Source organism: Pedobacter sp. AC402 (assembly GCF_979252805.1).
In genome coordinates this window covers 52,074-64,730 of sequence record NZ_CEEDAI010000004.1, presented here as the reverse complement: position 1 = coordinate 64,730, position 12,657 = coordinate 52,074, and the positions used below count along the sequence as shown (strand labels likewise).

Sequence of the window (12,657 nt, the reverse complement as noted above, 5' to 3'; positions counted from 1 at the left end):
ATCGGCGCTTTGAAATTATATAATTTGTTAGGTATTAGTTAAAGTTATAACGAACACCAAATTGCATATAGTAAGTAGAAGAGATAGTTTGAGAAGTACCAAACGTTTCTCTTGTAATATCACCTTGACTATTATTTAATCTAAATGTTGGCTTCGTGGTATTGTTAACTGCTCCGGCATTTTGTGGAACTAAAATAGATGAGCTATTTACAAAGTTTACATTACCCCATTTGCGGTTCAGTAAATTACCTACATTGAAGATATCTACTGTGAATTGAAACGAGTTTTTAGATTTGCCAAAGTTTTTGAAAACCTCCTGAGTTAACCTAAAATCAAACTGATTTCTCCACGGAGAAGTTGCAGCATTACGTTGCGCAAATTCACCTCTATGTTTACTTAAATACTCATCCTGTTGAATATAAGCTTCAAATATGTCTGACTGTTCTTGAGCGCTATATGCAACTTTGTAGTTTATTGTCCCAGCAGGGATGGCAACAAATGAAGACGCAGGCATTTCTCCTTGTTTAGGGATATAAATTAGGTCGTTTCCAGATTGACCATCACGATTAAAATCTGTACTATACGTATAAGAGAATCTTCCTTGTTGAGTTCCCTCATAAAATAATGAAAAAGATGTCGCTAAATTTCCAAAATACTCTTTCCTGTAGGAAATATTGGCAATAATGCGGTCTGGATTTAAATTTTGAGAATAACTTAGACTAGGGCTATTTGGATTGCCAGCAGTAGCAGGGATTGACCACAAATTCAACAACTGATCGCCACCACCATCACCGTAATTACGTTGATCAGAACGTGTATATGCAATCATGGCATTAAGACCACCTTGAAATTGCTTTGTTAATTGAGCAGTTGCTTGCCAATTGTATCCGCCTTTTGCATTGCTCATTTGAATCACGTTAAAACCAGAAGAACTCGTTGTAGCGGCTGTTGTAGCAACAGCTCCACCAGAAGTTAATGAAATATTTTGTCTGGCAAATGCTCCGGCAGAAGTTGTTGGCAATTGTCCCCCAGAAGGGAACATCAATCTAGCATCACCGTAGCCACTGATATTCAATGCTGTTGGATTAACTAAATTTATATTTTGAGCAACAGCAACATTTAAATCTCTGCCATAAATACCTTCTAAAGTACCAACAATACCCCAAGGTAATTTAACATCAAATGCAATACTTGATTTCCAAGTTTGTGGTAATTTCAAATTTGGTGACATTACACTTATACTACTCGGAATTGAAGAACCTGCGGCAGGTGCAGCAGATAATAAATTCGGTGCAATATTTGGGTTGAAAGACGGGGTATTTGCCTGACCAGAATATGTTTGAGTATATTGTAATAAACCTGCATCACCCGATTGAGAAACAATCCATACAAATGGTATACGACCCGTAAAGATACCTGTACCTCCACGTACCTGGAATGAACGATCACCAAATACATTCCAGTTAAAACCAAATCTTGGTGAGTAAGAAATTCTGTTCTCAGGTAAAACACCTGTATCTACTTTTTGACCTGCAAAGCTTAAACCAGCTACTAATGGATGTGTTCTTACTTCAGAAACATCAGGATAGCTAGCTTGTTCAACACGTAAACCAGCAGTTAATTTCAAACGATCAGAAACGGTAAATTCATCCTGCAAATAAGCTGAATACTGATTGAATTTAAAGCTTGGATAAGCTTGAGAACCATCCGCAGTTAGTGGATAAGTTACAGCATAGTTAGATGGTTTTGCATTATTTACAAAATCATTCCAAGAATTAAATACATAGTAACCTGTTCCAAAACGTTGGAAACCATTTTTGGTTGTACTAAATTCTGCTTGTAAACCAACACTTAGGTTATGTTTACCTAGGGCAATACTTAAGTCATCAGAATATGTATAACCTTTAACATCCCTTAAGTTTCCATAAGTAAACGGCTCATAACCAAATGATGTTGCTACAGCAGGACCATCCAAAATATCAACCAAAGGAAAAGGACTACTATCTGATTTTCTAGGATCGTTTTGATGAGAGTATGTGGCTCTAGCAACATTTGTAAATCTACTACCGAAAGAAGATGTCAACTCAGCTACCGCAGAATATAAATTTGCTGCTTGGTAGTAATTTGAATTGGCAAATGATAATGCTGTACTTGCAGTTCTATTATTTGCTGTAGAAAAACTCGTACCTGAACCAGTAGTAGAATTACTTAATGGCGAAGGTGATTGACTTTCAACTTGATTGTAACGAACACTAAAACGTTGCGATTTCGAAATATTCCAATCTAAACGAGCAAACATTTTTTCGTTATCACTAACATTAGAATATCCTTGATAAGGACCAGCATCATAACCATATTTAGATTTCAAATATGATGAAACGGTATTTAAAAAATCTTCAGTGGGCTTAGCAACATATGAAGGTGTATTTTTCCCACCGAATGCAAGTTGTGAAGTAGATGCAATTTTATTTGTTCCTGGCTGAATGGTATGTTTTTTTTCATAATTCACAAAGAAGAACAACTTATCTTTAATGATCGGACCACCAAAACTGGCACCGTAATTTTTCTCATCTAGCTTTTGAAGCGTACTTAATCTAAATTCTTCACCAATTCTTTTTCCTTGCTGCTCTTCACCTCGCATCGTGTAAAAAGCATTACCTGTGAAATTATTCGTACCAGAGCGTGTAACTGCAGTTACAGAACCTCCTGTAAAACCTGTTTGACGAACATCAAAAGGAGTTACGTTATCGAAATCTGCTCTTCAACGCATCAATCGAAATTGGAGAACCACCAGCAGGAATGTTCTGTCCAATACCAAACTGGTTGTTAAAATTGGCACCATCTACAGTAAAATTATTTGAACGGTAGTTACCGCCACCAATCGAAGTACCATTAGCTTGTGGCGTTAAACGGGTTAAATCGTTAACACTACGGGTAATAGTAGGTAGGTTTTGAATTTGTTGTTTTGTAATAACGGTAGATGTACCATTTCTGCTTGAGTTCATGATACTGTTAGTACTTTGACCTACAACTTTAACTTCGGATAAAGTAGAGCTATTATCAGTTAAAACGACATTCAACAAATAAGGCTCACCTAATTTTAGGTAAACATCACTTAATTTTTGTGGATTGTAACCAACAAAGCTTATTTCAATTAAATATGGTCCGCCTACACGAGTACCACCAATTGTAAAACGGCCGTCACTGTTTGTAGATACTGAATAAACAGTACCAGTTGGGGTATGCGTTGCTTTAACACTTGCACCAGGTAAAGCGCCTTTGGCATCTTTAACTGTTCCTGTTATCGACGATGTGGTTAACCTGTGCATTAACACTTAAGGTAAGACCTACAAATGCAACAATAACAAGCACTAATCTTAAAAGTAAAGATTTCTTCATACTTTGTTTTTTAAATGTTTTTTGTTGTTGAATAATAATCTAATAGGGATATTATGCCGCAAATGTACCCAATAAAATTTAACACATTTTAACATTCAATGTTAAATAATTATTAAGTCCGGCAAAACTTTTCAACATTTAACACATATTAGCGCCTTTATAACTTTCACTTTATCAATACATTGATAAAAAATCCAAATTTTTAATAACGAAACACACAGTTGATTATAATTTACACATTAAACTCCTCTTAATGTTGGTATTTTTCCAATAATGCCTATTAACAATAAGCTTTTAAGCAAAAACTCAAGCATAATTTACCCTGTAAAAGAATATTCATTATGTTTTTCATAAAATCACACCTTATTATGATTAACATCCAAACGTAAATTTGCTCAACCAATATTCACTTATTGTAAATTTTACCAGCTATCTTAATATAGGTCTAGCCAATTGACATTTTTTTTTTAGTTTTGAGCGATTGTTTGAGGATTAACTTCCGCTAACATTTGTAATGTGGATGTAGGCAACTAGAAACACGAGACTAATCTGTTCAACAGAGACTCCTTCACCAGAAGATTACGGTTTATAAAAAAAATGAAAGATAAATCTCTTTAAATAGAATGAAACTTAAATAATGCTATTCATTATTCAAGCGCTTTTTATGAGATAAAAATAAACTAGAAAAAACAGATGAATTACGATGTTATTGTTTTAGGCAGCGGCCCAGGTGGTTACGTAGCTGCAATCAGAGCTTCTCAATTGGGACTAAAAGTTGCAATCGTTGAGCGCGAATCATTAGGTGGTATTTGTTTAAACTGGGGCTGTATCCCTACTAAAGCACTTTTAAAAAGCGCACAGGTTTTCGAATATATTAATCATGCAGCTGATTACGGAATTACTACTGCTGGTGCAACTGCAGATTTTGCAGCTGTGGTAAAGCGTAGTCGTGGTGTGGCAGACGGCATGAGCAAAGGCGTTCAGTTTTTGATGAAAAAAAATAAAATTGACGTAATCATGGGTACTGGTAAAGTAAAGCCAGGAAACAAACTAGAAGTTAAAGGTGCAGATGGTTCGCAACAAGAACTGAGTGCAAAAAATATCATCATTGCTACAGGTGCACGTTCAAGAGAATTACCAAACCTGAAACAAGATGGTAAAAAAATTATCGGTTACCGCCAGGCCATGGTACTTCCTGAATTGCCAAAAAGTATGGTTGTAGTAGGTTCTGGTGCTATAGGTGTAGAGTTTGCATATTTCTATGCTACAATGGGTACCAAAGTAACCATCGTAGAGTTTATGGATAATGTAGTTCCTGTTGAGGATGAAGACGTTTCTAAACAATTATTGCGCAGCTTGAAAAAAGTAGGTATTGATGTAATGACTTCAGCAAGTGTTGAAGCAGTTGATACCAGCGGAGCAGGATGTAAAGTTTCTGTTAAAACGGCTTCAGGTATGCAAACCATCGAAGCTGACATTGTACTTTCTGCAGCTGGTATTGTTGCCAATATCGAAAACATTGGTTTAGAAGAAACCGGAATTAAAACTGAAAAGGGTAAAATTGTTACTGATGAGTTTTACAATACATCGGTTAAAGGTTACTATGCAATCGGTGACGTAGTTGGCGGACAAGCGCTTGCTCACGTTGCTTCAGCAGAAGGTATTATCTGTGTTGAAAAAATTGCTGGTCAACACGTTGAGCCATTGGATTATAACAATATCCCGGGTTGTACCTATTGCACGCCAGAAATCGCTTCAGTAGGTTATACCGAAAAAGCCGCAAAAGCAGCTGGTTACGAACTAAAAATTGGTAAATTTCCGTTTTCAGCTTCAGGTAAAGCAAGTGCTGCCGGAGCTAAAGATGGTTTCGTAAAATTAATTTTCGACGCTAAATACGGAGAATTATTAGGCGCACACATGATCGGAACAAACGTTACCGAAATGATAGCTGAAATTGTAGTGGCCCGTAAATTAGAAACTACCGGACATGAAATGATTAAATCTGTTCACCCTCACCCTACCATGAGCGAAGCCATTATGGAGGCAGCTGCTGATGCTTACGGTGAAGTGATCCACTTATAGAGGTATAAGGTTTAAAAGGTAGAAAGCATAAGGCTAAAACCATAAATAAAACCAATATTATTACAAAAACCCTTTAGCTAATCCTAAAGGGTTTTGTATTTTTAGAGATTATTTTTTCTAAACTTTGACACTAATGAAACTTCACACCATAAATACAGGATTTTTTAAATTAGATGGCGGTGCCATGTTCGGCGTTGTACCTAAGGCCATCTGGCAAAAAACCAATCCGGCCGATAGCAATAACCTTTGTACATGGGCCATGCGCTGTTTATTGATCGAAGAAGGGAACCAGTTGATTTTGGTTGATACAGGAATAGGAAATAAACAAGATGAAAAGTTTTTCAGTCACTACCATCTGCATGGTAATGACTCATTGGAGAAATCGCTAGCACAACTAGGCTTCGGAAAAACTGATATTACAGATGTTTTTCTTACACACCTACATTTCGATCATGTTGGCGGAGCAGTGATAAGAGAAAATGAAAAACTAACGCCCTCCTTTAAAAATGCGACTTATTGGAGTAACCAAAAACATTGGCAGTGGGCGGTAGAACCTAACGCAAGAGAAAAAGCTTCTTTTCTAAAAGAAAATATCCTCCCAATTCAAGAAAGCGGTCAGCTAAAATTTATAACCGAGCAAGAAAATATCGAATGGCAAAAAGATATTAATATCAGTTTTGCTTATGGGCATACCGATGCCATGATGTTACCCAAAATCAATTACAAGGGAAAAACCATTGTGTATATGGCCGACCTTTTGCCATCAGTTGTACACCTTCCCCTACCCTATGTTATGGCTTATGACATGTTTCCTTTAAAAACCCTTACAGAAAAACAAGCTTTTTTAGAAGAAGCCGTAAACAATAATTACATATTGTATTTAGAACATGATCCTATTAATGAATGTTGCACCCTGCAAAGAACTGAAAAAGGAATCCGTGTAGCCGAAACTTTTAACCTAAGCGATATTTAATGATCAGACCAGCCAGTCCTCACGATGTTGAACAAGTGGTGCCATTAATTATTCAGGCAATGGGTACGTTGGCTAAAAAATTAACTTATGTAGAAGATCAGACTACTATCGATAAGATTTTTAAACACTTTTTTCAGCAGTTAAACAACCAATACAGTTATGAAAACATTTTGGTTTATGAAGAGGATGGCAAAGTCATCGGCTCATTAAATGCCTATGATGGTGGAAATCTGGAAAAGCTTCGAAAACCTTTTTTAGCATATATTGCAGAACATTACAGTGCAAATAGCCTCGATCAGGATGCAGAAACTCAAGATGGAGAGTTTTACCTTGACAGCATTAGTGTTCACCCTATCGCCCAGGGAAGAGGAATTGGTACACTACTGATCGAAGCTGGTATAAATTGGGGCAAAAAACTTGGTTACGATACTATAGGCCTGCTGGTAGAACAAAATAATGCGAATGCATTGAAGCTATATCAAAAAATGGGCTTCGTTATCGAGAATGAAAAATACTTTATGGGTGAATGGTATAACCATATGGTTTTTAAGGCCAAAAAGTATTTCTAAATTATCTAACTTTTATAGAACACTATGTTCCTAAAATAATTGATCATCAAATTTATTTCCATTTTTATTTGTATTTAATCTAAATAATGCCAATTTTTGTAACCGATGGAAAAAGCATGTATCGATATTAACGAACTGGTTAACGTATTCTCAAATACCCATGGTTCTATTTATCAATCAGATAAATTAAATTGCTTTTATGTAGATTTTGGCGGTAAGTTTGCCCGCTTCAATTGCCTTTCACTTCAAAAATTAAAAAAGGTTGTAGAGCAGATTGATATTGAAGCGCTCCTTTTAAATACCCACAAAGCCGACTTCGAACTGGTTACGTTTAATGGTTGTGAACACATCTACCTGTTAAGTGCATTAGAAATTATTGCATTAAAAGATTTACTTCAAGGTACTTTCACCATGTTTAAACTCAATCACCTCATCAGCGATTGTCTTTATAGACTGGTTTATTAATTTTAAGTAGTCGGTGAAATTTTTTATCGGTTAACTTTTGCAATCGAAATGCGAGTTCATGGCTGATTTTTTTAAAAAGCTTAATTGCTTTCTGCTTCATAAGACTGATAACTGCTAACTAAAATCACCAACTGAAAACTTCCAGCTGAACAATGTAAACCGAAAAATAACCTTTACCTCACTGATCCTCAACCAGTATCCGTTTCGCGTTATTGCAATATCTCCCACCCTATTTCGTACTGCTGCTGCTCTTATTTAAACTCATTACAAATAACTTATTATCAGCAATTTAGACTAATTTCATATTGCAAATAAATTATAATGGAGAACAAATTCCATTTACATTTGTATTGTTATAAAAGCACAGAAACATGAAAGATCTAATGCGTATCAAATGTTTAATATCTCAGGATATAGAAACATTATTAAATCAGCAAATTAAAAAAGAAGCACATTCTTCATCACTATATTTATCAATGTCATCTTGGTGTGACCAAAACGGATTCGACTACTCAGCTGATTACTTTTTAAAGCAATCAGAAGAAGAAAGAGTTCATCAGTTAAAATTGTTCAAATACGTTTTAGATATGGGTGGAAATGCCATATCTCCAGAAGTAAACGGCATCAAAACTGAGTTTGCCGGATTTAGAGAAGTTTTCGAAGATGCCTTGGAAGCAGAAATTGCGATTACCCAAAGCTTTAAAAACTTAGCTGCAAGATGCCATAAAGAACAGGATTTTGTAACCATGGAATTCTTAAACTGGTTCTTAAAAGAACAACGCGAGGAAGAATATAAAGCACGCAAAGCTAGAATTGTTCGAAGTAATTGGTGAGGAAGGTACAGGAAGATGGGAAATTGATAAACACGTTAACAAAATCAGTTATTCAGAAGCATAACAACAACAAAACATATATTGAAGCTATCCCGGATAAAACCAGGATAGCTTTTTTTTTTATAAGCAGAATCCAGATAGCGATCGTCATCCGATAGCTATCTGATGCGAAGCCAATTTTTCATTGGATGAAGCAATCTTTATCGCCAGTCTCACAAACATGAAACTTTGCTTACCCAAAAAGCCGGAACCCACCTTAAACTTCCTCCCCGTTTGTCACGTGATGCATGAGAACATCGATTTTATCGCGCTAATTAGCAACCTGCTTAATCTGCATTTTTGATCTTTTTAAATCTAAGTGAAAACGTCACGTCGTTTCCCGCTTATCACGCAGAAAAAGATACAGATCTATAGCGATTATACTTAAACAAAAAAGATAATAAAAAGAAAAGCCCCAGTTTTGCTGGGGCTTCCTTAGTTTAGGTTGTTTGGTTTATGTTGATTATGAATAAGTCTTGAAAGTTTTATAAAAAAAGCGCCGTTACCAGCGCTTTTTTTAAACCAAATATATAATAATAATTAACGAGCATTACAAAAGTACAAACTTTATTCATACTAGCAAACATTTTGATTAAAAAATTGAAATATTTTATATAAAAACACATAAAACTCTAAAATTCAGCTATAAAAATTTAAATTATTAGATAAAAAATATATAAACATCAATTATTTAACATTAAATACTAGTTTTTTAGGTATAAAATCATACTTTAAAGAAATATTTAAGCAAAATGATAGAAGATTTTATAAAAAATTACTTTAATCATCCCAAAACTTACGATGAAATGTTTCTGAATGGAGATAATTACCGAGATCACTATTCAAATTTTATCAGAAATTTCTCTAAAGAGTCTCTCGAAAACCTAAACAAAAAAGAAGAACTCGCAAAAAAAACTCTTCATGAGTCAAGGTATTACCTTTACGGTGTACGATAGTGGCGAAGGAATAGAAAAAATATTTCCTTTTGATATCATTCCGAGAATAATTACCTCAACAGAGTGGAATTTTATAGAAAAAGGCATAAAACAACGTTTAAAAGCGTTAAATCTTTTCCTAAAAGATGTTTATAGCAATCAATTTATATTAAAAGATAAAATTGTACCTATAAATGTAATTTATTCATGTCCACATTTTCTTCGCGAGATGCACAACGTAAATGTTTTGCATGATATTTATATCCATATTGCGGGGATAGACTTAATAAGAGACCACGATGGTACCTTTTACGTCCTCGAAGATAATCTCCGTACGCCATCGGGTGTAAGTTACATGCTCGAGAACCGGGAAATCACCAAAAGGTTATTTCCAGATCTGATTCCACAATGCGGCGTAAGAAGCGTAACCGAATACCCTTCCCTATTGTACAAAAATTTAATGTCTCTCTCACCAAGGGCCGTTTCTAATCCAACAATTGTGCTTTTAAGCCCGGGGATGTATAATTCTGCCTATTATGAACACACTACATTGGCCCGTTTAATGGGAGTAGAACTGGTAGAAGGTCGAGATCTTGTGGTTAAAGATCAGAAAGTATTTATGAAAACCACCACGGGTTTGCAGCAGGTAGATGTAATTTACAGGCGTGTAGATGATGATTATATTGATCCGTTAGTATTTAATCCAAACAGTGTGCTTGGCGTTGCAGGCCTGATGGGCGCTTACCGAAAAGGCAATGTAGCCATTATAAATGCAGTTGGAAATGGCGTGGCCGATGATAAAGCGGTTTACACCTATGTGCCCGATATGATCAGGTATTACCTAAATGAAGAACCTATTTTAAAAAACGTACCCACATATCAGCTCAGCAATCAGGACGAACTCGATTACGTGTTTGCGAACATCAATACCATGGTAATTAAAAAAACAAATGGCAGCGGTGGTTATGGCATGTTAATGGGCCATGAGGCGAGCGAACAGGAAACCGAAGAATACAAAATTGAAGTATTGAAAGATCCACGCAATTTTATTGCTCAACCCACCATCAGCCTATCTTCAGCGCCATGCTTTATCAATGGAAAACTGGCACCACGAAGAATAGACCTACGCCCTTTTGCACTGAACGGACCAGATGGCATTTCAATTGTACCGGGCGGATTAACCAGGGTGGCCTTAAAAGAAGGATCATTGGTGGTAAACAGCTCCCAGGGCGGAGGCAGTAAAGATACATGGGTTTTAACTTCTTAGAATACGAAATATGTTAAGTAGAGTTGCTTCAAGCTTATATTGGCTAAGTAGATATGTTGAGCGCAGCGACGGTATGCTGCGCATGTTAAAAATAAATTACGCTTCCTCACAAGATACCATACAGGAATTTACCTGGAAGCCTGTAATCAGAATTTTTTCTTCTGATGATGAAAATGAACTGTTAAATATCCAGCATGACAGTCGTGCCGTAATTGAATACCTTTTGCTCAACCGCGATAACCCGAATTCGATTTTAAACATCGTTACCCTCGCCCGAGAAAATGCCAGAAGCGTTCAGGAACATATTCCAAAAGATTTATGGCAATGTTTAAATGAATATTACCATGCAGTAAAAGACGAAAAATTACTCTGGTATGTACAACAGGACGACCCGATTACCGCATTGGATGTTTTAATTAAGCAGGTAATGTTATACCATGGTACAGCAGATAGCGTAATGGAACGTGGCGAAAGCAGAAGTTTTATGAAAATCGGCAAGCACCTGGAAAGGAGTATACAATCGATAGACATTTTAGATATTAAATTCAGTTCCATTAGCAGCAATCCGGATCTACTCACAGATATTGCCTACTGGAAACACCTGCTACTCTCATTAGGTGGTTATGAATTGTATTTAAAAACATACCGGCAGGGTTTCGATGCAAAAAACATCATCGAACTGGTAATGCTCAATAACGATTTTCCGAGGTCGGCATTGTATGCCATGCACAATATTGAAAGGTATTTTAACCGCCTAAAAAGCGAAAGCAATATCGACCACTACAATAACCTATCTTTTAAAATAGGTAGGCTAAAAAGTATGATTACCTATAGTTCGGTAAACACTATGGACGAAGAGGCAGCTGCACCATTACCTTACAGAAATAAGGGCAGAACTTTTTGGTATCGGAAATCTGTTGAACGAATACTATTTCGCAAACTCATAAAAATTATAAATATTAACCGCAGATGAACACCAATTAACACAGATATCCCTTATACTTAAAAAATCTGTACGCATCCATTTTATCTGCGGTTAAACATAACAAGAGCCTTATGCCAATTTTCAAAATCAAACATATCACCAATTACAAATACGAACTGCCGGTACGTGATAGTGCCAACCAGATCATTTTATTTCCGATTAAAGATGATTATCAAAAAGTGGTAAAACATGACCTGAATATCTCCGGAAGTCCGGAAATTGAAATTTTTATCGATTATTACGGCAATGAAGTAGGCACGTTTACGCAAAACGAACCGCATACCCAACTTAAAATCTTTTCTAAAGTAAGCGTAGAAACCTTTGCAAAACCACTGCCCCAAGATGATATGTTTAGCAGCGAACAATGGAACAGCCTGAATGCCCTTAAATACGAAGTACCCTATATTGATTATTTACGTCAGGAAAGTTTCGAAGGCATTATCCAGCTTAAAGAAACCGCCTTAAATATCAAACAGCAGGAAGATACGCCATACCAAACTGCAATAAAATACTGTTCAGATGTTTTCAGTAATTTCGAGTACATTAAAGGTGTAACCGCTGTAGATACCACTATTGACGAAATTCTGAAACTAAGGGCAGGTGTTTGTCAGGATTTTGCACACGTATTAACAGCGATGTTGCGTTTAACAGGCATTCCTGCAAGATATGTAAGTGGATATATATGTCCGAATAGAGATGGCATGCGTGGAGAAGGCGCAACCCACGCATGGGCTGAAGCCTATTTGCCCGAATATGGCTGGCTTGGTCTGGACCCTACGAACAATTGCATAGCCAATGAAAACCATGTACGCTTAGCCGTAGGTCGGAATTTTACCGATTGCTCGCCAGTAAAAGGCGTTTACAAAGGCGGTTTCGAACATATTATGGAAGTTAATGTATCGGTAGGCTACAACGATGAAGATTTTAATGATAATGAAACTTATTTCCAACCCAAAGAAGTAAACTATCCTAAACCTTCGGGAACGATAACCACCACCAGAACAAAAAACAGCTATCAACAGTATATGGAGGCCATTCATCAACAACAGCAACAACAACAACAGTAGGCAGTTTTCAGTTAAGAGTTTTCAGTCTACAGTTGGTAATTTA

The 12,657-nt window shown here is 36.2% G+C and carries 10 protein-coding genes; 8 read left to right on the top strand and 2 right to left on the bottom strand.

Annotated features, from left to right (window positions below; translation table 11 throughout):
- Nucleotides 1-34: 34 nt before the first annotated feature.
- Together AC0IWE_RS03200 and AC0IWE_RS03195 are read right to left on the bottom strand one after the other, a co-directional pair.
- Nucleotides 35-2,641, bottom strand: coding sequence for an outer membrane beta-barrel protein (locus AC0IWE_RS03200; protein ID WP_471791891.1), 2,607 nt, complete (start codon nt 2,639-2,641; stop codon nt 35-37).
- 103 nt (nt 2,642-2,744) lie between these two features.
- Nucleotides 2,745-3,329, bottom strand: coding sequence for a carboxypeptidase-like regulatory domain-containing protein (locus AC0IWE_RS03195; RefSeq protein WP_471791890.1), 585 nt, complete (start codon nt 3,327-3,329; stop codon nt 2,745-2,747).
- Nucleotides 3,330-4,092: 763 nt separating this feature from the next.
- On the opposite strand from AC0IWE_RS03195, the gene lpdA reads away from it, so the two are divergent.
- The 8 genes from lpdA (at nt 4,093) to AC0IWE_RS03155 (ending at nt 12,614) form a co-directional block, all read left to right on the top strand.
- Nucleotides 4,093-5,481, top strand: coding sequence for a dihydrolipoyl dehydrogenase (gene lpdA, locus AC0IWE_RS03190; protein WP_055910700.1), 1,389 nt, complete (start codon nt 4,093-4,095; stop codon nt 5,479-5,481).
- Nucleotides 5,482-5,614: 133 nt separating this feature from the next.
- Nucleotides 5,615-6,454 carry an MBL fold metallo-hydrolase gene (locus AC0IWE_RS03185; RefSeq protein WP_471791889.1) on the top strand — a complete coding sequence of 280 codons (840 nt, stop codon included), beginning with the start codon at nt 5,615-5,617 and terminating at the stop codon, nt 6,452-6,454.
- Entirely contained in the window at nt 6,454-7,023 is a 570-nt protein-coding gene (locus AC0IWE_RS03180) for a GNAT family N-acetyltransferase (protein WP_471791888.1), read from the top strand. The genes AC0IWE_RS03185 and AC0IWE_RS03180 overlap by 1 nt, the downstream gene beginning before the upstream one ends.
- 105 nt (nt 7,024-7,128) lie before the next feature.
- Entirely contained in the window at nt 7,129-7,488 is a 360-nt protein-coding gene (locus AC0IWE_RS03175) for a hypothetical protein (protein ID WP_055910707.1), read from the top strand.
- A gap of 371 nt (nt 7,489-7,859) precedes the next feature.
- A complete protein-coding gene (locus tag AC0IWE_RS03170; RefSeq protein WP_471791887.1) occupies nt 7,860-8,321 on the top strand; it encodes a ferritin in 462 nt (153 codons plus the stop codon).
- Between the two features lie 960 nt (nt 8,322-9,281).
- Entirely contained in the window at nt 9,282-10,562 is a 1,281-nt protein-coding gene (locus AC0IWE_RS03165; RefSeq protein ID WP_471791886.1) for a circularly permuted type 2 ATP-grasp protein, read from the top strand.
- Between the two features lie 10 nt (nt 10,563-10,572).
- Nucleotides 10,573-11,535: an alpha-E domain-containing protein gene (locus AC0IWE_RS03160; protein WP_471791885.1), complete on the top strand. Its 963-nt coding sequence runs from the start codon at nt 10,573-10,575 to the stop codon at nt 11,533-11,535.
- A gap of 83 nt (nt 11,536-11,618) precedes the next feature.
- Nucleotides 11,619-12,614, top strand: a complete 996-nt coding sequence (locus tag AC0IWE_RS03155) for a transglutaminase family protein (RefSeq protein ID WP_471791884.1) — start codon at nt 11,619-11,621, stop codon at nt 12,612-12,614.
- Nucleotides 12,615-12,657 lie beyond the last annotated feature (43 nt).

Coding starts and splice junctions, on each gene's coding strand:
- AC0IWE_RS03200 (WP_471791891.1), bottom strand. CDS start 2,641: ATGCGAGGTGAAGAGCAGCAAGGAAAAAGAATTGGTGAAGAATTTAGA.
- AC0IWE_RS03195 (WP_471791890.1), bottom strand. CDS start 3,329: ATGCACAGGTTAACCACATCGTCGATAACAGGAACAGTTAAAGATGCC.
- lpdA (WP_055910700.1), top strand. CDS start 4,093: ATGAATTACGATGTTATTGTTTTAGGCAGCGGCCCAGGTGGTTACGTA.
- AC0IWE_RS03185 (WP_471791889.1), top strand. CDS start 5,615: ATGAAACTTCACACCATAAATACAGGATTTTTTAAATTAGATGGCGGT.
- AC0IWE_RS03180 (WP_471791888.1), top strand. CDS start 6,454: ATGATCAGACCAGCCAGTCCTCACGATGTTGAACAAGTGGTGCCATTA.
- AC0IWE_RS03175 (WP_055910707.1), top strand. CDS start 7,129: ATGGAAAAAGCATGTATCGATATTAACGAACTGGTTAACGTATTCTCA.
- AC0IWE_RS03170 (WP_471791887.1), top strand. CDS start 7,860: ATGAAAGATCTAATGCGTATCAAATGTTTAATATCTCAGGATATAGAA.
- AC0IWE_RS03165 (WP_471791886.1), top strand. CDS start 9,282: ATGAGTCAAGGTATTACCTTTACGGTGTACGATAGTGGCGAAGGAATA.
- AC0IWE_RS03160 (WP_471791885.1), top strand. CDS start 10,573: ATGTTAAGTAGAGTTGCTTCAAGCTTATATTGGCTAAGTAGATATGTT.
- AC0IWE_RS03155 (WP_471791884.1), top strand. CDS start 11,619: ATGCCAATTTTCAAAATCAAACATATCACCAATTACAAATACGAACTG.